General features: G+C 64.1%; 19 protein-coding genes and 1 pseudogene. 8 read left to right on the top strand and 12 right to left on the bottom strand.

Annotated features, from left to right (window positions below):
* Positions 1 to 73: 73 nt before the first annotated feature.
* Positions 74 to 439, top strand: a pseudogene (locus tag AC1DKD_RS01345) (LysR family transcriptional regulator); the annotation flags it as partial.
* 40 nt (positions 440 to 479) lie between these two features.
* Here AC1DKD_RS01345 and AC1DKD_RS01350 read toward each other — a convergent pair.
* Positions 480 to 1,355 (bottom strand): LysR family transcriptional regulator, encoded by an 876-nt coding sequence (locus AC1DKD_RS01350; protein WP_441625452.1) that lies wholly within the window; start codon positions 1,353 to 1,355, stop codon positions 480 to 482.
* Positions 1,356 to 1,449: 94 nt separating this feature from the next.
* Here AC1DKD_RS01350 and AC1DKD_RS01355 point away from each other — a divergent pair, with 94 nt between their 5' ends.
* The 5 genes from AC1DKD_RS01355 to AC1DKD_RS01375 are packed head-to-tail and all read left to right on the top strand — an operon-like array spanning position 1,450 to position 6,473.
* Positions 1,450 to 2,328 carry an HpcH/HpaI aldolase/citrate lyase family protein gene (locus AC1DKD_RS01355; protein ID WP_441625454.1) on the top strand — a complete coding sequence of 293 codons (879 nt, stop codon included), beginning with the start codon at positions 1,450 to 1,452 and terminating at the stop codon, positions 2,326 to 2,328.
* 38 nt (positions 2,329 to 2,366) lie between these two features.
* Positions 2,367 to 3,368 carry a tripartite tricarboxylate transporter substrate binding protein gene (locus tag AC1DKD_RS01360; protein WP_441625456.1) on the top strand — a complete coding sequence of 334 codons (1,002 nt, stop codon included), beginning with the start codon at positions 2,367 to 2,369 and terminating at the stop codon, positions 3,366 to 3,368.
* A gap of 37 nt (positions 3,369 to 3,405) precedes the next feature.
* A complete protein-coding gene (locus AC1DKD_RS01365) occupies positions 3,406 to 4,599 on the top strand; it encodes a CaiB/BaiF CoA transferase family protein (protein ID WP_441625519.1) in 1,194 nt (397 codons plus the stop codon).
* Positions 4,600 to 4,621: 22 nt separating this feature from the next.
* Positions 4,622 to 5,482: an amidohydrolase family protein gene (locus tag AC1DKD_RS01370; RefSeq protein ID WP_441625458.1), complete on the top strand. Its 861-nt coding sequence runs from the start codon at positions 4,622 to 4,624 to the stop codon at positions 5,480 to 5,482.
* Between the two features lie 25 nt (positions 5,483 to 5,507).
* Positions 5,508 to 6,473, top strand: coding sequence for a tripartite tricarboxylate transporter substrate binding protein (locus AC1DKD_RS01375; RefSeq protein WP_441625460.1), 966 nt, complete (start codon positions 5,508 to 5,510; stop codon positions 6,471 to 6,473).
* 158 nt (positions 6,474 to 6,631) lie between these two features.
* On the opposite strand, the gene AC1DKD_RS01380 is transcribed toward AC1DKD_RS01375, so the two are convergent.
* On the bottom strand, positions 6,632 to 7,261 hold the full coding sequence (locus AC1DKD_RS01380) for a hypothetical protein (protein ID WP_441625462.1): 630 nt from the start codon (positions 7,259 to 7,261) through the stop codon (positions 6,632 to 6,634).
* Positions 7,262 to 7,596: 335 nt separating this feature from the next.
* A complete protein-coding gene (locus tag AC1DKD_RS01385) occupies positions 7,597 to 8,034 on the bottom strand; it encodes a YciI family protein (protein ID WP_441625464.1) in 438 nt (145 codons plus the stop codon).
* Positions 8,035 to 8,468: 434 nt separating this feature from the next.
* Between AC1DKD_RS01385 and AC1DKD_RS01390 the strand changes: the two genes are divergently transcribed.
* Together AC1DKD_RS01390 and AC1DKD_RS01395 are read left to right on the top strand one after the other, a co-directional pair.
* Positions 8,469 to 8,819, top strand: a complete 351-nt coding sequence (locus tag AC1DKD_RS01390) for a DUF1428 domain-containing protein (protein WP_441625466.1) — start codon at positions 8,469 to 8,471, stop codon at positions 8,817 to 8,819.
* Between the two features lie 712 nt (positions 8,820 to 9,531).
* Positions 9,532 to 10,440 carry a sterol desaturase family protein gene (locus AC1DKD_RS01395; protein ID WP_441625467.1) on the top strand — a complete coding sequence of 303 codons (909 nt, stop codon included), beginning with the start codon at positions 9,532 to 9,534 and terminating at the stop codon, positions 10,438 to 10,440.
* Between the two features lie 124 nt (positions 10,441 to 10,564).
* Here AC1DKD_RS01395 and AC1DKD_RS01400 read toward each other — a convergent pair whose 3' ends face one another.
* The 9 genes from AC1DKD_RS01400 to AC1DKD_RS01440 form a co-directional block, all read right to left on the bottom strand.
* Positions 10,565 to 12,241 carry a pectate lyase family protein gene (locus tag AC1DKD_RS01400; protein ID WP_441625469.1) on the bottom strand — a complete coding sequence of 559 codons (1,677 nt, stop codon included), beginning with the start codon at positions 12,239 to 12,241 and terminating at the stop codon, positions 10,565 to 10,567.
* Positions 12,242 to 12,307: 66 nt separating this feature from the next.
* On the bottom strand, positions 12,308 to 12,742 hold the full coding sequence (locus AC1DKD_RS01405) for a hypothetical protein (RefSeq protein ID WP_441625471.1): 435 nt from the start codon (positions 12,740 to 12,742) through the stop codon (positions 12,308 to 12,310).
* The gene (locus AC1DKD_RS01410) at positions 12,742 to 14,916 is read right to left on the bottom strand and encodes an RICIN domain-containing protein (RefSeq protein WP_441625473.1); all 2,175 of its coding nucleotides are present in this window, start codon (positions 14,914 to 14,916) and stop codon (positions 12,742 to 12,744) included. The genes AC1DKD_RS01405 and AC1DKD_RS01410 overlap by 1 nt, the downstream gene beginning before the upstream one ends.
* Positions 14,798 to 15,382, bottom strand: a complete 585-nt coding sequence (locus AC1DKD_RS01415; protein WP_441625475.1) for an SCO family protein — start codon at positions 15,380 to 15,382, stop codon at positions 14,798 to 14,800. The genes AC1DKD_RS01410 and AC1DKD_RS01415 overlap by 119 nt, the downstream gene beginning before the upstream one ends.
* 306 nt (positions 15,383 to 15,688) lie before the next feature.
* Positions 15,689 to 16,609 (bottom strand): glycosyltransferase, encoded by a 921-nt coding sequence (locus AC1DKD_RS01420; protein ID WP_441625477.1) that lies wholly within the window; start codon positions 16,607 to 16,609, stop codon positions 15,689 to 15,691.
* A 366-nt stretch (positions 16,610 to 16,975) separates the two neighbouring features.
* Entirely contained in the window at positions 16,976 to 17,194 is a 219-nt protein-coding gene (locus tag AC1DKD_RS01425) for a hypothetical protein (RefSeq protein ID WP_441625479.1), read from the bottom strand.
* A gap of 18 nt (positions 17,195 to 17,212) precedes the next feature.
* Positions 17,213 to 17,797, bottom strand: coding sequence for a glycerol-3-phosphate responsive antiterminator (locus AC1DKD_RS01430; RefSeq protein WP_035868188.1), 585 nt, complete (start codon positions 17,795 to 17,797; stop codon positions 17,213 to 17,215).
* 5 nt (positions 17,798 to 17,802) lie between these two features.
* A complete protein-coding gene (locus AC1DKD_RS01435; RefSeq protein ID WP_477142849.1) occupies positions 17,803 to 19,356 on the bottom strand; it encodes an FAD-binding oxidoreductase in 1,554 nt (517 codons plus the stop codon).
* Positions 19,353 to 21,032 carry a glycerol-3-phosphate dehydrogenase/oxidase gene (locus AC1DKD_RS01440; RefSeq protein ID WP_441625483.1) on the bottom strand — a complete coding sequence of 560 codons (1,680 nt, stop codon included), beginning with the start codon at positions 21,030 to 21,032 and terminating at the stop codon, positions 19,353 to 19,355. Before AC1DKD_RS01440 ends, AC1DKD_RS01435 begins: the two co-directional genes overlap by 4 nt.
* Positions 21,033 to 21,050 lie beyond the last annotated feature (18 nt).

The raw sequence follows: 21,050 nt of genomic DNA on the forward strand, positions 1-21,050 counted from the left end.
ACCTTGCCAGAGACCTTATCCGCACTCTGGCCAGGTGCCAGGATCTGCAAAGACCTGTGTGCTGAACTCGCCAATGCCACGCGAGAATTTCAACGACCTGCTTGCCTTCATCGCCGTCGCCCGCGAGCGGAGCTTTGCCCGGGCCGCCGCACAGATCGGAGTATCTCAATCTGCCTTGAGCCACACCATTCGCTCGCTTGAAACGAGACTGGGCGTTCGCCTTCTGACGCGCACCACGCGCAGCGTTTCTCCGACCGAAGCGGGGGAACGTCTGCTGCAGTCGGTTGCGCCTCGTTTTGAAGAGATCGAAACCGAACTCGCGGCTGTTGGCGAGCTCCGGGACAAGCCGTCCGGAACAGTGCGCATTTCGGCGACCGACTACGCGATCAAGACCATCTTGTGGCCGAAGCTGTCCCCCTTGCTGCGAGCGTATCCCGATGACCCTGATCGGCCTACACATCATCCGGCGCAAGGCCTGTTCATAGTCGGGCCGCGAGGCGAGCCTGCTCAAGGAACGATCCGATCAAACGGGTACGCGGCGACGTCCTTTGCCATAGCATACCGAACCGGCGTGGTTCCGGTTCCGAGGGCAGCGAGATCTTGGCAATGTGCAGCGCCGACGTCAGCGGAGACGCGACGTCCGGGACCAGCGACACGCCCAGGCCGCGATCCACCATCATCGCGATCGCGAGCAGGGAACTGAGTTCGAAGCGCTCTTGCGACGGGGCAATGCCGGCCTTGCGCAGGTATTCGTCTGCCTGCTTCCCGCCGCCGAGGGTTCTGTCATATCGGATGAGCGGCCTGGTTCGCAGAAGCTCGTGGGGGTCTGCCTTCTTGTCACGCTCCGCAGCGAGCACGACCAACGGTTCCTGGCGAAGCAGTTCCCATGCAATCGCCTTCGGCATCGAAAAGGGCGGATGCAGGCAAACGGCGGCATCGAGATCCGAACGCTTGACCGCGTCATACAACTCGCTCGACATCGCCGACTGTATGTAGACGGACACGCGCGGGTGTTCGGCTGTGAAGCGCGCCAACGCGTCTGGCAGGAGGCTGTGGAGCGCGGTATTGATCGTCCCGATACGAAGCTCGCGAATTTCATCGGCCTGGCTGATCCAGCCTTTCAGGCTGTCCACTTCCCTGAGCAGGGGGCCGCATCGTTCTGCGAGCCGGCTCCCGGACTCCGTGGGCGCCACCGTCCTGCCGGCCCGTCCCAGGAGCCGGGTCCCGAGTTCCCGTTCAAGCACCTGAATCTGCTGGGAAATTGCCGCCGGGGTGACGTCAAGCCGCCTCGCAGCCTCGGCCAGCGAGCCGGTCTCGACAACCAGGGCGAAGGCTCTCAGATAGGCGGTTTCCATAGAATTTCTATTGAGCGAACGTAGAAAAGCATAGTTTATCTTTGTTGTGGATAGCACGACACTGCATCTCGTCCCACAGAGCTAGGTGTTGGCCATGAGAAGCAAGCTGTTTGTCCCCGGTTCGCGCCCCGAGTTTTTCCCAAAAGCGCTGGCAAGCGATGCGGACGCGCTGTCCTTCGACCTGGAGGATGCCGTTGCCGAAGACAGGAAAGCCGAAGCCAGATCCCTCCTGTCACGGCTCCTGCGCTCCGACGAGGCACGGAGCGCCGGCAAGACGCTCATCGTTCGCGTCAACGGCATTGCCACGGGGCATTTCGAAGCGGATCTTGCCGCAGTCGTAGTGCCAGGATTGCATCTGGTCAACGTGCCCAAGCCGGAGACCGACGACGACGTCCGGCACGCGGCTGAGGCAGTCGAACAAGCGGAACGGGCCAACGGCTTTACCGAAGCCGACGCCAAAGTCCGGTTGCTGCTCAATATCGAATCGCCGGCGGCGTTGCGCCGCGCTGCCGAACTGGCAAGCGCGCATCCACGCGTCGCCGGCCTTCAACTCGGGCTTGGAGATCTCTTCGAACCCATCGGCATTCACCGGCGCAATCCCGCGGCCATCGCAACGGCCATGTTCGCCGTGCGCATGGCCGCGGGAGAGGCCAACGTCTTTGCCTACGACACGGTGTTCGCCAACATTCGGGATACCGAAGGCTTCCGTGCCGAGGCGGAGATGTCCATGCGGATGGGCTTTCTTGGCAAAAGCTGCATCCACCCGAGCCAGATCGCGCTGGCCAACGAAGTGTATCGCCCGTCCGACGAAGAGATCGCGCATTCGATGCGGGTCGTGGCGGCCGCCGCCGAGGCGCATGCAAAAGGGATCGGGGCCTACGTCGTTGATGGAAAGATGATCGACCCACCCTTTGTCAGGCGTGCGCAGGCCATTGTCGATATCGGCAAGCGGCTGGGGCTGATCGCTGCCTGACCGGACTGTACAAAAATCAGACTGACAGGAGACAAACCATGAACACGTCATCTTCAAGCGGGGGCGCAGGACGCTTCGCGCTGATAGCCGCACTTGCCACGGTCGGCTCGCTGGCTGCTTCGCCTCACGCGGGCGCGGAGAGCGCGTATCCGTCCAGGCCCGTCACCATCGTCGTTCCCTATCCGCCCGGCGGCTCGAACGATACCTTCGCGCGGATCGTGGCGAAGGAGATCGGCGAGGACCTGAAGCAGCCCGTGATCATCGACAACCGGCCCGGCGCGAGCGGCAACACGGGGACCGGCATCGTGGCGAAGGCGGCCCCGGACGGCTATACCCTGGTCGCGGTGTCCTCGAGCATGACGACCAACGCGGCGGTGCAGGGCAAACTGCCCTATGACGCGATCAAGAGCTTCTCCCCGGTAGCAATGCTGGCCCAGGGCCCATTCATCGTGGCTGTCAGCAATGCGTTCCCTGCCAGGAGCCCGCAGGACCTGGTGGACGCGATCCGTGCGAATCCGGGCAAATTCAACTATGCGTCTTCCGGGCCAGGGAGCGTCAATCAGTTCGGCACCGAGTTGCTCAAGGCCAAGGCCGGAAAGCTCGCCATCACGCATGTCCCCTACCGGGGCATGGGACCCGCCATCACTGACCTGATCGGCAACCAGACGCAGGTGCTGATCTCAAGCGGACCGTCGCTGCTGCCCATGGTCAGGGCCGGCAAGGTCCGGGCCGTAGGCATTACCAGCCTGAAACCAAGCCCCATCGCACCCGACCTGGTACCCATGGCGAGCGCCGTTCCCGGCTACGAGTTTGAACTCTGGTGGGGCTTTCTCGCGCCCGCAGGAACGCCGGAGGCAGTCATTGCGCGGCTCAATGGGGCCGTGAACAAGGCTCTGGCAAAGCCATCCGTCAAGGCAGCGATCCTCAACGAAGGCGCCGAGGCAAAGCCCGGCACGTCCAAACAGTTCGCAGAGACGATCGCTGCCGATGTTGCCAGGTGGAAGCAGCTTGCCAGGCAGCAGAACATTGTCGCGGACTGAGTGTCCAATTGAATCCGGAGGCTGTATGCAAACCAACATGACTGTCGGAGACTGCGCATTCGGCGCATTCGGCGCAACCCGAACGGGGCCGTCCGGCCCGCTGACCGGCGTGCGCGTGCTTGACCTGAGCGCTTATATCGCAGGGCCGTACGGCTGCTCGCTGCTCGCGGATCAGGGCGCGGACGTCATCAAGATCGAGCCGCCCGTGGGCGACAACCTGCGCAAGTATCCTTCGACGCTGGAGGCCGAGAGCCGGGCGTTCCTCGGCGTCAACCGAAGCAAGCTCGGCGTCGTACTCGACCTGAAGGATCCCGCCGACCTGGATCGGCTGCTTGCGCTGGTGCACAACGCGGATGTACTTGTGCACAACTTCCGCCCCAGCGTCCCGGACCGGCTCGGCATTGGCTACGAGCAGCTCCGCGCCGTCAATCCGCGCCTCATCTACTGCGCCGTCACGGGATATGGCGAAACGGGCCCGCTGAAAGACAAGGCTGGCTATGACCAGGTGCTGCAGACGATGACCGGCATGTGCACGCTGCAAGGCAAGCGTGGCGGCCCGCCTGAAATTCTCTACGGCTCCGTGGTCGACTACTATGCGGCGGCCCTCGTGGCCGGCGCCGTTGCCTCTGCGCTCTACGAGCGTGAAAAGAGCGGCGAGGGGCAATATGTCGGCGTGTCCCTGCTTCGCGCGGCGCTGACCATGCAGTCCGCCCGGATGGTATGGGCCGATTCGGAACCCAGGGATGTGGGACGCGACATGCGTTCCGGCGGGATCACCGGCATCCATCCCACCAGGGACGGCTATCTCTATATCTCCGCCAACACCCCGCACTTCTGGAAGGCGCTGTGCGAGAAGACCGGTCTGACTGCGTTGCTGTCGACCGATCGCTACGATAGCGTGCGCAAGCGTGCCGAGCACCATGATGAGATCGTCCCCAAACTGCATGCCGCGTTACAGCAACGCACGGCCCTGGATTGGGAAGCCGTGTTCGGCGAAGAAGTACCATGCGCGGCGGCGCGGTCGGTGGAGGACATGTTCGACTTCCCCCAGGTGGCCGCGGAGGAAATGATCACGACGTTCGACCATCCGGTGGTTGGCCGCTATCGCGGCTTCACGCGTGGCGTCAAATTCGGCCGCACGCCCGGCCCGGAGCCATTCGCCGCACCTGTGCTCGATCAACACGGAGAAATGGTCCGCGACGCAGCGGACAGGCTGGGGCGGAATGCCTGATTCCACGCATGGCGGCGCTGCCGTGCAGGTGCCGAACAGTTCGGCCACCACGGTCCCGGTCAGCGCGGCACTCGCAAATGCCTGCGACTCCCATCTGCATATCTACGATCCACGCTTCACAGCCATTGCGCCGATCGTGGCGGATGCGACGGTGGAGGACTACCGCTGCGTTCAGGCGCTGATCGGGACCAGCCGCGCCGTCGTGGTACAGCCACGCTCCTATTGGACAGACAACAGTTGTACGCTCGATGCCATCCAGCGGTTGGGCCCGGCCAGTACCCGCGGAATCGCCGTGGTACGCCCGGACGTCACGGACGAGGCCTTGCATGCCCTCCACGCGGGAGGTATCCGCGGGATACGCTTCTCCCTTTATACGGAAATGCATGCCATTGTGGGGTTCGACATGGTGGAGCCGCTGGCAAACCGCATCGCCGAGTTCGGATGGCATTTGCAACTGCACTGGACCGCCGACCAGATCGTTGGACACCGCGACCTGCTGGCGCGGCTGCGCGCGCCCCTGGTCTTCGACCACCTGGCCCGCATGCCGCTCCCCGGGGGAACGGCGCATGCCGCGTTCGCGGTCGTGTCTGATCTGCTGGATCGAGGCAAAGCCTGGCTGAAGTTGTCTGGCGCATACCTCGACTCCCTCGTCGGCGCAGCCCGCCATTACGACGACATGGATCCGGTGGCGAAGGCATGGGTGGGAGCGGCCCCGGAACGGCTCGTCTGGGGCAGCGACTGGCCTCACCCCACCGAGGCGTGGCACAAGCCCGACGATGCCTTGCTGTACGACTTGCTTGCCCAATGGGCAGGTAGCCAGGAAATCCGCCGCAAGATACTGGTGGACAACCCTGCCTTGCTGTATGGATTCGAGGCCGCGTAAGCCGGCCGGACTTGAAGGAGACAAGATGAGAAGAACCCTGCAGGCGCTTTGCAAAGGCCTGGCGATCATGGCTGCTTCGGTGCCGCTTTGCGCCATGGCATTCCCCGACAAGCCGATTCGCATGGTGGTGCCCTATTCGGCGGGCGGCGGCGCCGACAATACGGCGCGTGTCGTCGCGCAGAAGATGGGGGAGATCCTCGGGCAGACGATCGTGATCGACAACAAGCCGGGCGCCGGCGGTGTCATCGGCGCCGACGCGGTGGCTAAAGCCGCGCCCGATGGCTACACCGTCCTCTATGACGCCTCGGCATTCGCGGTGAACGGTGCACTGCGCAAGCTGCCATTCGATCCTGCCAGCGATTTCATTCCGGTCTCGTTGGTGGCGACTGCGCCGCAGATCCTCGTGGTTGCCGCGAATGCGCCCTACAAGACCGTCGCTGACCTGATCGCCTCGGCGAAGAAGACGCCCGGCAAGCTGGCCTACGCGTCCGCCGGCGCGGGGACCGGATCGCATCTTGCCGCGGAGATGTTCAACGAGCAGGCGAAGATCGAGTTGCTCCATGTCCCATACAAAGGCGGTGCGCCAGCGCTCACCGATGTGATGGGAGGACAGGTTGCGATCTATTTCGGGAACACGGCGTCCACGCTGCAATACGTCACCAGCGGCAAGCTCAGGGCGCTTGCGGTGACATCCAGGAAGCGGATACAGGGATTGCCCAATACGCCCACCCTTGCGGAAAGCGGCATGCCGGACTATGAAGTGCTCGAATGGAATGGCGTGTTCCTGCCGAAGGGCACCGCGCAGGATCGCGTGCAAGCCATCGCAGGTGCCGTGCAGAAGGCTATCGCGGATCCGGGTGTGCGTTCCAGGCTGCAGCAAGCCGGACTCGACCCGGTCGGTAACTCTCCACAGGCGTTCAAGAGCTTCCTGCAAGGCGAATCACTGCGCTGGCACACCCTTGTCAAGGCACGCGGGATCCGGGTCGAATAGACAGCCTCACTTTGAGCGTCGCCGTCTCACGGGCACCTGCTTCCACCGGGATCGCGGGTGGCCACCCTTCCCCGGGAAGCGCCGCTCTCACCTGCATCGTATGTGGCGAGCGCACAGAGGCCGAACTGAAGCGCCTGTGCGCGGCCCCCGAGACAAACTCAGACCCCGCGCACACGCCGCACCAACTCGCTCAGGCCGAGCGAGTGGCCGGGATCGTAGTAATGGATCAGCAGCGAGCGCCGCTGCCCCATCTCCACATCGAGGTTGGCGTGCTTCAGCGCAAAACCGTTGAATACGTAGACACTGCCAAGCTGCACCGGCACGCGCGCGCAGTGGCCTCGACGCAGATCGTGCAGCGTCAGCCATTTCCGCCACTCGAACGGTAGCTTGCGATGGATGCCATGGGTAACCTTGCACATCACATTGCCCAGCGTGGAGACCGCCAGACGGGGGCGCCGATACATGAGCAGGTCACCGTTGCAGGCACAATCCGGCGCCAGTTGTAGCGGAATCAGCATCGTCAGCAGATGGGAATCGTAATGGCGGCAATGACTGTCCCTCCGCTTTACCGGGTCCGCGCAACGAATCACGTGCACGGGTTCCGGACGCAATATTCCCGGTACAGCCTTCGCCGCCATCGCGCGCGTATCCGCACAGACGGCCTCCTCGAGTTGCCGGAATGCGTCGCTACGACGCAGCATTTCCGCTATGGCGTCTGGATGGGGGCGTTCCGACACATTGCCAGGCAGAGAATCAATGGCCGCGTTGATCTCGGCAATCGCCTGCATCGGAACTACACTACGAAAATCCTTGAGGCCAACGCCCCTGTCAAATCGAAGCCGCTTCGCCACGGTATGACCTCGCACTTTTTACCAGGGTTTCATAAATGGATGCAATGTCGATAGCTCCAAGGTGAAAGCGTATAGCAAATCTTTTTTGCCTGCGGGGCGTAGTGTGCGCTGGCGCACGATAGTTGATGATGCGTGCGGAACTCCGGCCCAGGGAAGGGCGGCAATTGCTTTTCCCTCCAGAGCGACAGGAATCGCAAACTGAGTCGCAAGCCAGGACCGGCACCTGTCCTGGCCGACAAGGCGCCGCTTGCGCGCCTTTGCGCCTGCTCGCCTTACCGCGGCCTGTTCGCCGCGTCTTCGGCCTGCGCGCGCAGGCGTTCCTCCTGGGCCCTCAGCTCGGGGGTAAACTCCGCGCCGAAATCGTCGGCCTCGAAGACCGGGCGAATTTCGATCTCGGACTCCCCTTCCATGGGGTTGGGGCAGCGCCTGACCCATTCGACGGCCTCGTCCATGGACTTCACTTGCCACAGCCAGAACCCGGCAACGAGTTCCTTGGTTTCCGTGAACGGTCCGTCGATCACGGTCCGCTGGCTGCCAGAAAAGCGCACCCGTTTTCCCCTCGCGCTCGGGTGCAAGCCTTCGCCCGCAAGCAGCACGCCGGCCTTGACGAGTTCTTCATTGAAGTTGCCCATGGCCGTAAGCAACTCCGTGCCGGGCATCTTGCCGGCCTCTGACTGGCTCGTGGCCTTCACCATCACCATGACACGCATCGCCGTTTCTCCTTGATCGGATTGCCGGAGCCGCACCGCCCCGAACTCGATTCAGGATAGACGGACGGCTCTGACACTACGACGAACCGGGATACCGGAAATCGACACCGCCTTCGGAAAATCCGGGGCAACACGTGGCCAGGTCCGTCACCGACGGCGCGGATACGGGCCCGTGGCGGCTGGCCCGCTTTCGCGCCGGGGTTGTTTTTGCGCACCGGCGCGCCGTGCGGGCAGAGGTTGCGCGGCAGCACCGCGGTGTCATATTCATCACACCGAACGCCGGCGGACGGCAAGCGCGGGCGCCCGCGGCCAGCCACCCCGCCTATATTGAGAATTCTTCCCGCAGCGTGTCGAGACTGGCACCCCTGATTCGTCGTCTGCATGGCGGCACTTGTTGCGCGCCAGTTTGCAGACAATCCCAAAGGAGATCGGACATGAATTACATCGATGGATTTGTTCTCGCCGTGCCCACCGCCAAGCGGGAGACCTATCGCAAGCACGCCGAGGCCGCCGCGGTGGTGTTCAAGGACCATGGCGCGCTGGGCCTGGTCGAGTGCTGGGGTGATGATGTGCCCGAGGGCAAGCTCACCTCGTTCCCGATGGCCGTGAAGCTGGAGAAGGACGAGACCGTGGTCTTCTCCTGGATCCTGTGGCCATCGCGCAAGGTCCGCGACGAGGGCATGAAGGCCTCCATGGCCGATCCGCGGCTGAAGATGGACGAGCCGATGCCGTTCGATGGCAAGCGGATGATCTTTGGCGGCTTCGAGATGATCGTGGACGCTTAGCCGGACGGCCGCGGCGGGCCGGTTTTGCGTGGGAAGGGGGTGCGCCAGGCCGATGAGTGAGGCGGCGTTGCAGCCCTGGATCGACAGCCAGCCTTCTTTGTTGGAAGCAGTGGCGGTTTGATTTGAGGCACCGGGCGGTATGACTCCACCCGGTGTTCGCCTTCATGTCTCCCGCGGAACGATCAAGAGATCAAGAGATCGGGCACTCGGCGTTCCCCTCTCCTGCTTGCGGGAGGGGTCGGGGGAGAGGGCGGGCGCTTGTCCTCCCCTCTGAGGGGGGCCACGCCGGCGCGCATACGAGCCGGACATGAGCGTCGCCAGGATTTCGCCAGTTCGACAGGTGGCCGCCATACGCTGGTAATGGCGGCTCGGGGTTTTCGTACCCACTCCGGCAAATTCCACTTACGGCGCCAATGCTGCGCAGGCGAGCGCAGGAAGGAAGGACGCTTCGAGAAGCGGATACGCCTGCCCGATGGGTCTTATCTCGCCGACATTTCCATGGCCAGGTTTCGTCAGCGTCGCACTAGCGATAAACCCTGATCTATTGCATCGGAGCAGCACATCGCTGGCAGCCGGCTTTATCTATGGCACCGTTAGCGGTATCTTCCTCGCACGCGGCCTTGTGACGTGTCGGCTTACGCGACAGGCGCCGCGCTGCGGCATGCCGGGCTAATCACATGCGCCAGCCCGAACAACTCACCAGCCAGCAGTCATGAACGCAATAGAAAAATTTCAGCTGTTCATCGCCGTCCCTTGCGTCCTGGCATTCGCGCTGATCGAGGCGATCATCCTGTCGCGCCGCCAGCGCTATGACTGGCGGGCTTTTGGTGTGTCGGCACTGGATCTGGTCGTGCGCATCGCGATCGGGATCGCCTTGCCGCTGTCGATTGCCGCGCCGCTGGTGCGGCTGGCGTTCGAACATCGGCTGCTGACGATCCACCCCGTGGGCTGGGTAGCGTTGCCGCTGCTCTTTATCGGGCAGGAGTTCTGCTACTACTGGTATCACCGCGCCGCGCACCGGGTGCGCTGGTTCTGGAGCAACCACGCGGTGCATCACTCGCCTAACGATCTCAATCTGTCGGCTGCGTTTCGCATCGGGGTGCTTGGTAAGCTGACCGGCACGGCGCTGTTTTTCGTGCCGCTGGCGTGGATCGGCTTCGAGCCGGGCGTGGTGTTCGCGGTGCTGTCGCTCAATCTGCTCTACCAGTTCTGGATTCATGCGGTATGGATTCCGCGGCTGGGCTGGCTGGAGGGAATCCTCAATACGCCGTCGGCGCACCGGGTGCACCATGCGTCGAACCTGGAGTACCTGGATGCGAACTATGGCGGCGTGCTGCTGGTCTTCGACCGCTTGTTCGGCACCTACGTGAAGGAGCGCGACGACGTGCCCTGCCGGTATGGGCTGGTGCATCCGATCCACAGCGCCAACCCGCTGCGGATCGAGTTCACGCAGTGGGTCCGCCTGTTGCGCGACCTGGCCGGGGCGCGCAGCGCCCGCGCCTTCTTCGGATACCTGTTCATGCCGCCGGGCTGGACGCCGGATGGCGAGGGCAATACCACCGCGCAGATGCGCGCGCGCAAGCCTGAGTCCGGAGTGGCGCGCGGCGCGGCCGGCGGCTGAATCCAGGCGGCGGTGCGGCACGCGTTACCCGGCCAACGAACCGGCGCGCGTTGCGCATTGGGCTTCCGGTGGCATTGAGCGCTGCCCTTAGGCTCCGCGCCGGCGCGCTATCCGGCCGCCACCTTCATCCAATGTATTCCACCAGGACCACCGCGCCGAACCCCGGAGGCTGGTCCTTCACCGCCGGCACCAGGCTGATCGTGCACTTCTGCCGCGTGCTGCAGCGGAAGTACGGGTGGTTATCCACCCGGCCTGCCGAGCTCGCCGGACTCAGGCTCAGGGTAGCCAGCGCAGTGGTGGAGGCCTCGCCCGTTTGCACGGTGTAGCCTGCCTTGCCGCCGGATCCGAGCGCGCCGGCCGGGACATCCACGATGACGCGCAGGATGATCGCGTGCAGCGGCAACACGATGGATAGCGGGCCGTCGGCGCCGCTCGGCAGGTTGCCGAAGGCGGACTTGAACGAGACGATCTTCTGCTTGACCGTCGCAATCGCCGCCACGTCCCAGCCCACTTCGGCATCGGCGTAGACACTGCCCGTGCCGTTGCCCCGGCAGCTTTCGAGCAGCACTGCGCGGCGGCGCCCGGCCTGACCTCCTGCCTCGGAGAAGACAAACGCCTCGTCCGGGTAGGTGCAGTTGAGGAAATCGCAGTTCCGGTAGCTGGAGCGCCCCTGGCCGGCCGGCGCCTGTCCGGTCGTGTAGTGGTGCCGGCCCATGATCTGGCAATTGTCGAACACCACTTGCGCCCCGGAACTGTCACCCGGCGAGAACAAGGCCGACATCACCCCCGCGGCGAATGGCTGGTAAGCCTGCGAACTGAAATCGCAATCCTTGAACCCGATGTTGCCTTGCTCCCACTCGCAATACATCAGGCCCGCGAACCGGGTCTTCTGCTCGACGCGCAAGCCCGACGCCTTGAACGAACAGACGCCGCGCGCATGGGAGCGCCCGCGCAGGTTGAACAGGTAGGTTTGCGCGGCGGGTTCATAGCCACTGACATCGCAATCGGTCAGCTTGATATTGCCGCCCTTGGCCATGTCGATCCAGGTGCTGGAGCTCCAGTATTTGCAGTGGTCAAACCAGTAGTTCAGGAACTGGTCCGAGGTATTGGCGGTGCCCACGTAGAGAAACGACTGCCATTTGCCGGCCCAGGAACAGCGGCCGAAATGCCACTCGCTGTTGTTGTTCCCGCCGGTGAGGTTGGCGCCATATCTCCAGTTGCCGGTGAAGATGCAGTCGTCGAAGGCGTAGTCCTGCGCGCCGCCCGTACTGGTGCTGTCGATCAGGTCGCTGTTCGGCGCCTTGCCGTGGAACTGGATGTTCCTGAAGCGGAGCACCAGCAGCTTGTCGTTGTTCTTGATGAGCGGCCCCGGCATGGCCGGCTGGTAGATGATGACCACCGTTCCCGGCGCCCCGTCACCCTCGATCGTCAGGCCTTGCGTGCGCTCCCCGAATGCGCCGGAGTCCACCAGCGCGCCCGGCTGCGTGATCAGGTAAGTGCCGGGCGGCAGCACGATGCGCTTGTTGCCGATCCTGTTGGAGTTTTCGTCGCCGAGGGCTTTGCGTTTGAGCGAGGCGACTTCTTTCAGTGCCCTGCTGAACGCCTGGTCGGACGGGCTCGAGCCGGTCGCGTCCAGGCCCGCGAAATCCTTGACGGATACCACGCGCTCTTCCGCCCTGCCCTCTTGCGCGGTGCGCGCGATGGCGCCCCTGCCGATGCCAACGGTCGACGCCAGCGCGGCACCGGCCCCCGCGACCGTGCCTGCGAGCCGTGCAAAGAATTGTCGCCTGAATGGAGTCATGCCGTTTCCGTGTGGTTACTCGTGTAGCTTTCGACCGGCGCAGGCATGGCAACGCCATCACCCTGCTTACTGCGTCATCAGGTACGCCCACAAGGCGGAACAGTCGCTATCCGACAGGACGTACTGCGGCATCGCCTTTACCAATACCACGTTGGCCACGTCGATACTGTTGGCTAGCGCACTGCAGAAAGCGTCGCGGTCGTAAGCCGTGGGCGGGCCGCCCCGGCGCGGGCTTAAGGTACGAAGGGAATCCGACGTCAGCGGCGGGGCAAATGCCTCCCCCCGGCTGGTCTTGGTATGACAATTGATGCAGCGCACGGCTGAAGCGGGCAGCGGCGCGGGATCCCCCCGCAAGTGCGCAGAGAGATCCGTCTCGCCGTGGAACAGCGCCCGCCCCCGCTCCACGTCCCCGCTGCCATCCGCGGCCGCCGCCAGCATGCTGGCGGCGGCCAGCGCCACACCCACGACCGCCCGCCATGCCCTACTGTTCGCGCGGCGCATCAGTGGACGCGAATGACCTTGGCCACGCTCGGCACGCCCGCCGAATTCATGGCGAACAGATAGTAGTAGCCGGGCACGGCGACGCCCGGGTCGGACGGGATCTTGATCAGATTCTCTCCCGCCGTACCGACCGTGAAGGTGACCGGCACCCGGCGCTGCTCGTTGTTCACGGAATGCGTGACCGACGACATGCGGACCAGCGCGAACTTGGCCACCGGGGTATTCGTGGTCACGGAGATCGTGGTGCCAAGCAGGGCGTCCCCCGGCGCCGACGAAATCGTCGGGCGGGTCGCCGCCGTTCCATCCGCATTGAGCAGATAGGGCGGTGACAGGATCTCCACATTGGGATGATTGGTCGTGCAATCACCGCAAAGGCCGCCACCACCGCTCAGCACCCGCCCGTCGGGCAGCAACAGGGCCACGCTGTGGTAGGTCCGCGGGGTTGCCATCGCAGCCAGCTTCTGGAACTTCTCGGTAGCCGGATCCCAGAGTTCCGGGGTGAGCACCGCCCCGTCATCGGAGAACGGCACCGGCACGGTCTGGCCACCGATCACGACGACCTGGCCATTCGGCAAGACCACGCTGTTGCCGAAGGCGCGGGCATAGGCCATGGAAGCGAGCTTGCGCACCACCGGCGTGCCGCTCGTGATATCGATCACGTGTGCGTTCGCGGTTGACGTCGTGTTTTCATAGTCCGGCGCTCCGCCCACCGTAAGGATCTTGCCGATGTCGTACATCACGGCGTTGCCGTTCATGGCATCGCCATCCGCCGCCCGCGTACCGACCGGGGTCACGCTGCCGTCACCGGTGGTGTCGATCCAGTTCATCTGCTTGCTCGGCCCCGCATGGAACACCCGGCCATTGGCCGAGGCGAACAGCCACGCGTGGTTATCCGAACGGTACAGGCCCGCAGAGTCGCCAGTCAGGATGTAGTCGTCCCACACGGCGCTGTTCAGGCGCCACGGGTTGTTCGGCATCCAGGTTTCGCCGTCCTTGTCGCCGATGGCGCCGCTCCAGGAACCGCCCACGGTGAAGACGCCGCCATTGCTCAACGTGACGCTGCCCTCATACCCGCGGCCGCGGTTCATCTCCGGTGCCACGGACCACTTGGCCGTGGCCGGATCGTAGATGCTGGTCTTGGTACTGCTGGATCCGCCGTTGACAAAGATGCGTCCATCGGGGAGATTCGCGATCCCCGGGCAGAACATGTCATGCGCGGTATTGGTGACCAGCTTCTCGGTGGACGTCATGGCGACCGGGTCGAACAGGGCGGTGTAAGTCTGCCCGTTGTCGCCGCCGAACGTGAAGCGATCGTAGGCGGACCACACCAACACCTTGCCGGAAGGCAGGCTCGCCGCCGCTACCGGTACGAGCGACAGTGCCTTGGGCGCCGTCCATTTCGACGGCAGGGTGACAATGTTCAGATTGGGGAGCAGCCAGGTCTGGCCGACGCTGCCGTCGCAGGTGTATTGAGCCACAGCCTGCCCTTGCTGCGCGCTGGCTTTCCCCGTCGCGGAAAGGCACTTGCCACTGTGCACGGCCACCACCGCATAGCCGCCGTTTTGCTGCTTCAGCGTGAACCGCTGGTTGTTGGCGGCTGGTACCTGACATGGCCATTGAATTGCCGCGGCCCCGTTGGCCAGGCTGACACCATTAATGTCCAGGCAATAGCCGGTGTGGCCCACCGTGATCTTGTACCCGGTACCGTCTTGGGCGAATGTCCATCGCTGGTTGGGGTCGCCGCTGCACGCCCAGACGATGACCGGTGCGCCGTTCGCGGTCGAGGCACCCGAGACATCGGCGCACAAGTTCTTACCGCTCAGGCTCATCGCGCCGGTCTGCGCCGCCGCCGGCGCGGAGAACGTCCATGCAAAGAGAACAAGACAGGTACCGATCCACTTAAGCAGTGCCCTCGTGAATCCGTTGGATTGCAGTGAGATGGGAGTCATGGCGAAGTTTGCTGGTGGGTTGGTGGTTTGGTGCTGTTGCTCTGCTGTTGCTCTGCTGTTGCTCTGCTGTTGCTCTGCTGTTGTTGATTGGCCCGTGCCGGATCCGTCAAGCCTGGGCCAAGCGCTCCATGACGTACAGGACTTCTTTCGCTTGCGGCAATGCAGGGCTGCGCCAGCACAATTGCGCAGCCTTGTTGAAAAAATAGACTTGTGTGGAATGCGCATCGAGGTTCGGACCCGGCGCCCTGCCGGCAAGTACCGTCCTGATCTGCTCGACGGCGCCCGTTGGCGCCACCGCGCGCCAGTTGGGGCCGGCGCCCATGCGTTGCAGCCATGCCCGCAGCGCCTCCGGAGAGTCGGACAGCGGATCGATGCTGAGCGAGACCAGGCGAAGCGGATACCGGGCGTTCACGCGCGGCATGCCGTCCTGCACCGCGCTGAACAGCGCGCCCTGCAACGGGCAAACCGAGCTGCAGCCCGTGAATATCGTTTGCAATGCCGTGACGCCGCCCAGCAACATGTCCTGCAGACGCACCCGCCGGCCGAACTGGTCGACCACCCAGCCGTCTAGCGTGGGCAGCGGTGCATCGACAGGTCCCGCGCTCACATGCGCATACATGTCGCGCGATGCGACAGCCAGGATGCTTGCTGAAATGCCGCGCAGCCATGCGCGCCGGGTCCAGGTGGTCATTCCGGTACGTCTCCGAGTCATATGTCGCGCCACTCCGGCCGGCATGGCGCGTAGCGGCATGATCGCAATTGGCGCTCCACGAGGGACTCCCCCAATGGCGCCCTCAGGGAGCGCGCCGCCGAATGTCATTCCAGCCTATCGGGGGAAATTGCCGAGGTGCCGCTGCGCACAGGCAGCGTCCTTGATGGCGAGTGCTTTCGCGACGGGCCCGCGTTGGCCCCGCCGTCATTTCGATAACAACCTTCCCCGCCCCCGGGGTCCATCCATCAAACGCTGACGAAAGTCAGCGGCATCGCAATACGCGCCTCACAAATCACTGGCCCTCTCCGGCCGGCACCGGCCAAGCAGAAGATCCGTCACGCCGACCAGGTTGCCGGCGAAACGTCCGCGGCGGTCGATGTGCGATTCAGGCCGGATCGACCTGACACCATTGGCAGTGAGCGCTTTAGCGATGAAACTCCAGACTTCCTTCGTGGAAAGCACGCCCTTCTTGTGCAAATACCAGGCATTGACGATCTGCGAGAAACCAAAACGTTTTCCGGAGACTCGGCCCGATCTCAACCCCAGGTGGACCCCTAACATCGCGTCGGACTCGACCAGCCTGCCCTTCCTGCCGATCGCGCGCGAAAAATCCTTGTCTTCCAGCCAGCCGTAAAGCACCAGCCGCTCGTCAAAGCGCAGATTGCCGATCGCGGAAACGCGATAGGCCATGTTGCATCCATAGAGCCCGCTCAGCGTGGTGAGCGGGCGCGGTGTACTGGCAACCGCCTCCGCTTGCCGGACAAGGCTGCATGCGTCGTCCCATGACAGGGCGGCACCGACCGCGCCATCGTGAAGCAAGGCGCCGGAGATCCCCGCGACATCGGGCTCCGCTAGAAAGGCCTGCAGGCAGCGCTCTATCCAATAGGGTGACGGCACGAAGTCATCGTCGAAGAAAACGACAAAATCCACGCGCGACAGGACCGTGGCCAGCGCGCGGTTGCGCTGCGCGGGCAAGCCTGCCGGGCCAAAGATATACTCAACCGCCAGTGGCGTTTCCAGGCCAGGCTCGATATCCGCATCCGTGCAGGCGGAAAACAGCGTGATGGCCGGTCGCACGGATTGCTTCTCGAGCAGTCGCAGCACGTGCGTCGATGCCTGCGGCCGGCCTTTCGTGGCCACGATAACAGCGACCCTTGCCGGCGACGGCAAGGGGGCATGTTGATCTGCGGTAGCCAACGTCTTCATGAGCATTACCCGCGATTGGATTTCTTTATTTAGTATAAGTAGCGAAAATTCCCTTTCAACTAGCCATTGGGATGAGTCGGCGCGGCCTCTTTTTTCCGGGAATTAGTGCGCGCTTGCGCACGGACCGCACTTGACATGTGCCGCTTTGAATACCCGCTGCAGGACTCACGCTCTTGCTGCAAGCCCGGACCAAAAACGCCATAGCCAGCCGAGTCGGAACGTGCCCGAATCCTTGCTCTTGTGAAGGCCACTGATGCCGCCAGCGACTTGGGAAATTGACACCTCACCGGCTGGACATCGGGGACAGCGCGCGCGGCCCGGCTGGCGCCGACAGCGCGACGCCGATCACCAATTTGAGTGATGTGATCATGCGTTGCGCATCCCACAATGCAAACGTCGCGGCGATGCGGCGCACAAAACGGAATGGACGAAAATATGGATACCTCGATTCATGACCGCCGCTCTGCTGGCCATCGTCTCACCTGGCGTTGCCGCGGCGAGTTCGGCCAGCAGCGCGCATACCTTGTCGCCATTCCCCGGCAACGCAAAGTAGTGCGCGATCACCTGCAGGTGGGAAGCAGCCATCGATTGCCTCGGTCGGTTTCAGGATTTCAACACGGAAGGCTCCAGGTTCCACAGCTTGCTGTCGCTGGTGGAAACCGCCACGGCGCCTTCCCTGATCGCGCTGCGGATATCGTCCTTGTTGCAGACGAAGCCCGATGTCACGATGGGCGGCAGCGCCTTGCGGTCCTTGGTGGAAAGATGCGAGAGCATGGGCGCGGGCATCAGCTGCACGAGATTGGGATCGCTCTGCTCCAGCGCCTTGACGCTGCGCGGCCAGGTCGAGCGGTCTGTCACGAATACCTTCTGCATCGTGATCAGCCCCGCCCGGTTGGCGCGCTGGATGGTTGCCACCCGGGTGGAGACGAGGCTGGTCACACCGATATCGGCAAGATACTCGACACCGCCCTTGTCTTGCGACAGCCCTTCGCAGCTGTCGATGTTGACGATGACGTACTTGCCCGCCTTGGTCAGCGTGGCCACCACCGGCTGCAGCTTGCGCAGCTCGACGTTGGCGACGATGGAGACTTCGGCATTGCTCTCGATAAAGATGTCGACCTGCTCGACGCCGTAGAGCGTCCCGATGACCGGGTGCCGCGTCAGGCGTGCCCCGAGTGACTTGTCCATGATGCTTACCGATCCGCGTGGTGGGGCAGCTCGTCGCTCAGGCCGAGCTTTCCGGGATTGAGAATGTTCTTGGGATCCAGCGCTTGCTTGACCGCCACCAGCACCGGAAACGCGCTGCCCAGCGATTCACGCATATACGGCGCGCGCAACAGCCCGATGCCGTGATGGTGGCTCAACGCGGCATTGTATTTGATCAGCACCGCATTGGCGGCATCCCAGGCCTGGCGGTACCACTTCGCCCGGTTCTCCACCTCCACCTCGCCGCGCAGCGAAAAGTACAGGCAGGCGCCGTCCACATACGCGTGCGACTGGTGCGCCGAGCCCGCCAGCGTGCCGGGCACGGCGTTGATCGCGTTGACCACATCGGTATAGATGGCGGACAGGTCGCTCCAGGGGCCGGACATTTCCAGGGTGTCGGCGACAAAGCCAGGGCTGCGCTTGAAGCCTTCCGCGCTCTTGCCGGTGAGGTAGCGGGTGTCCAGCCAGCGCTCGAAGATGGTCCCGGAATCCAGGGCATGGCCAAGTTCCTTGCACACGCCTTCGCTGATGGCCATCACCGCATCGACCATCTCGCGGGCGCCCTCGTCGGCGATCAGCAGCACGTTGGTGTCCGGCAGGTTGAACTGCACGCCGCTCTCGAGTTCGTCATAGAGCCGCAGCGCCGCGGGATTCGCGCCGCGCTGCACGATCTCGCGGCATGCGTCCAGACCGATGGCGAAGGTCTTGAAGCCATAGGCGATGGCGCGGCCGTAGTCGGGCAGCCGATGCAGTTTCAGGCGCACGCGCACGATGACACCAAGGGTGCCCTCCGAGCCGATGAACAGTTGCTGCAGGTCGGAGCCGAGCGCCGCGCGCGAGTATCCGCCCACCGTGACGAGGCTGCCGTCGGCCAGCACCACGTCCATGCCGAACACCATGTCCTCGATCTTGCCGTAGCGCGTGGAGAGCTGGCCGGCGCCGCGGCACGCCACCCAGCCGCCCACGGTGCTGATGGCGAAAGACGACGGCCAGTGGCCCATCGTCATGCCGTACTCCCTCTGGATGGTCTGCTCGAAGATGTCGCCGAACACGCCTGCCTCCACTTCGACAATCTGGCTTTCCTTGTCGAAGTCCAGCATCTTGTTCAGTTCGCACACATCCAGCACGATGCCGCCGCGCACCGGCAGGGCGGCCCCGGTCACATTGCTGCGCCCGGCCGATACGGTCACGGGGATCGCCGCCGCGTGCGCGATGCGCATGACTGCCTGGATCTGCCCGATGGTTGAAACCCGCACGATGACGGCCCGCGGGGTCGCGGGCTTACYGGCAGTCTCGGTCATCATCGACCCGGCCCACCAGTCACGCGTCCACGTCACTACGCTGCCGGCATCGGTGAGCACTTCATCCGCCACGCTGCGCAGCGCGTCGATCTGCGCGGCATCGACGGCCACGGCGTCGCGTTGCAGCCCGGGCGTGTCGGACGTTTCCTTGACGGTGGCCGCGTAAGCAGGCGGCGTGTGCGCGCCGACGACGTAGTTGCCACGGTTGTAGCCTCGCTTGATTGCTTCCTTGCTGATCATGCCTTCTCTCCCATAAGAACGGATTTTTCATGTGCGACGGCGCTCAGGTAGGTGTTGACCTGTTGCGCCACGACGGATTCGGACAGGCCGAGTTCGGCCTGCAGCAGTTCGCCCACGCGCGCCGCGGCGCGCGCTGACGCATCGCGCGCCATCAGGCGGGCACGGATGCGGCGCGAAAGGATGTCGTCCACGCTGCCCGCCAGTTCATGGCGCGCGGCGTAGACGATCTCGGCTTCGGTGTAGGGCAGGCCTTCGACGATCGGCTTCTGCAGCCGCGCATCGGCCTGCAGGATGTCGCTGACAAAGCGCGCTTCAGTGCCGTAACGCTCGCCCAGGTGGGCCGACAGGCCGCCGGATGCCACGATGGCCTGCGCGTCGTAACCCGCCGCGCCCAGCAGGTATGCCGATTTGGTCCGGCATTTGCTGCGCTGGCCGATGACTTTCTGCGCGGCGTCGATGGTCTGCTCGGCCATATGCCGAGAGGTGGTCAGCTTGCCGCCGACGATGGTGACCAGGCCATCCGCCGCCGTATGGATTTCATGGTTGCGCTTGATCTCCAGCGTCTTGCCGCCCGGCGGCGCGACCAGCGGCCGGCAGCCCGCGATGCTGCCGAGCACGTCCTCGGCCTGCAGGTCCGTCTTCAAGGCCCAGCGCGCGCCGTCGAGCAGGAAGTCCAGCTCCTGCCGGGTGCAGCAGACATCGTCGAGGTCGCCCTCGTAGTCTTCATCGGTGGTGCCGAGGTAGGAGACGTTGCCCCAGCGGGTGATGGTGGCGCGGCGGTTGCGCCCCGGCACTGGGATGGTCACGGTGCAGTCGTTGCGGACCTTCAGCCAGGGAATGGCGATATGCACGCCCTTGGCCGGCCGGATGTGCATCGTCTTTTCCTCGCCCTTCTTGCGGCCGGTCCAGTCGCGCAGCCAGACGCCGGTCGCCATGATGACGACGCCGGCTCTGGCCCGGATCTCGCGCTCGCCGGCATGGACGATCACGCCATCGACCTTGCCGTGATCGTTGCGGGTGATCTCGACCGCCTTCGCATGGTTGACCACCGCCGCGCCATGGAAGGCCGCGGTACGGGCGATGTTCAGGGTCAGCCTGGCATCGTCCACCCGCGCATCGAAATACAGGAAGCCGCCGAGCAGGTTCTCTTCGTTGAAGGTCGGGCAATGCGACAGCACCTCGGCCTTGGTGAGTTTCTGGTGGAGGATGCCTTCGCGCCAGCCGCCGGCGATGTCGTAGGTCCAGAGCAGGCTTTCAAACGCTTTGGACAGGCGCTTGTCGAACACGCCATCCTTTTCGAGCACGGGGAACAGGAACGGCAGGCGCTGCACCAGGTGCCTGGCATTCCTGCGCAGGCGCTGGCGCTCCAGCAGGGAATGGCGCACCAGCCCGAGGTTGCCCTGTTCGATATAGCGCAGGCCACCGTGCACCATCTTGGAGGATTTGGACGAGGTGCCGGAGGCGAAGTCGTTCTTCTCCACCAGGGCCACGCGGTAGCCGCGCAAGCTCGCGTCCAGCGCCGCGTAGGCGCCGGTCACGCCACCGCCGACGATGAGGATGTCAAACTGTTCGCTGGCAAGGCGGTCCAGCTGCTCCTGGCGGACCAGGCGCAGCGGCTCGGTGGAGGTCATCGCGGCGCGGTCCTTGCCCGGATTTCTGGATGGAAAAACCATCATGTCGTAGAGATCTCCTGA

The organism is Cupriavidus sp. 05T313, assembly GCF_056396665.1.

Excerpts from the sequence above, each read along its gene's own strand:
- AC1DKD_RS01350 (WP_441625452.1), bottom strand. The coding sequence starts at position 1,355 with ATGGAAACCGCCTATCTGAGAGCCTTCGCCCTGGTTGTCGAGACCGGC.
- AC1DKD_RS01355 (WP_441625454.1), top strand. The coding sequence starts at position 1,450 with ATGAGAAGCAAGCTGTTTGTCCCCGGTTCGCGCCCCGAGTTTTTCCCA.
- AC1DKD_RS01360 (WP_441625456.1), top strand. The coding sequence starts at position 2,367 with ATGAACACGTCATCTTCAAGCGGGGGCGCAGGACGCTTCGCGCTGATA.
- AC1DKD_RS01365 (WP_441625519.1), top strand. The coding sequence starts at position 3,406 with ATGACTGTCGGAGACTGCGCATTCGGCGCATTCGGCGCAACCCGAACG.
- AC1DKD_RS01375 (WP_441625460.1), top strand. The coding sequence starts at position 5,508 with ATGAGAAGAACCCTGCAGGCGCTTTGCAAAGGCCTGGCGATCATGGCT.
- AC1DKD_RS01380 (WP_441625462.1), bottom strand. The coding sequence starts at position 7,261 with ATGCAGGCGATTGCCGAGATCAACGCGGCCATTGATTCTCTGCCTGGC.
- AC1DKD_RS01385 (WP_441625464.1), bottom strand. The coding sequence starts at position 8,034 with ATGCGTGTCATGGTGATGGTGAAGGCCACGAGCCAGTCAGAGGCCGGC.
- AC1DKD_RS01390 (WP_441625466.1), top strand. The coding sequence starts at position 8,469 with ATGAATTACATCGATGGATTTGTTCTCGCCGTGCCCACCGCCAAGCGG.
- AC1DKD_RS01395 (WP_441625467.1), top strand. The coding sequence starts at position 9,532 with ATGAACGCAATAGAAAAATTTCAGCTGTTCATCGCCGTCCCTTGCGTC.
- AC1DKD_RS01400 (WP_441625469.1), bottom strand. The coding sequence starts at position 12,241 with ATGACTCCATTCAGGCGACAATTCTTTGCACGGCTCGCAGGCACGGTC.
- AC1DKD_RS01405 (WP_441625471.1), bottom strand. The coding sequence starts at position 12,742 with ATGCGCCGCGCGAACAGTAGGGCATGGCGGGCGGTCGTGGGTGTGGCG.
- AC1DKD_RS01410 (WP_441625473.1), bottom strand. The coding sequence starts at position 14,916 with ATGCGCATTCCACACAAGTCTATTTTTTCAACAAGGCTGCGCAATTGT.
- AC1DKD_RS01415 (WP_441625475.1), bottom strand. The coding sequence starts at position 15,382 with ATGACCACCTGGACCCGGCGCGCATGGCTGCGCGGCATTTCAGCAAGC.
- AC1DKD_RS01420 (WP_441625477.1), bottom strand. The coding sequence starts at position 16,609 with ATGAAGACGTTGGCTACCGCAGATCAACATGCCCCCTTGCCGTCGCCG.
- AC1DKD_RS01425 (WP_441625479.1), bottom strand. The coding sequence starts at position 17,194 with ATGGCTGCTTCCCACCTGCAGGTGATCGCGCACTACTTTGCGTTGCCG.
- AC1DKD_RS01430 (WP_035868188.1), bottom strand. The coding sequence starts at position 17,797 with ATGGACAAGTCACTCGGGGCACGCCTGACGCGGCACCCGGTCATCGGG.
- AC1DKD_RS01440 (WP_441625483.1), bottom strand. The coding sequence starts at position 21,032 with ATGATGGTTTTTCCATCCAGAAATCCGGGCAAGGACCGCGCCGCGATG.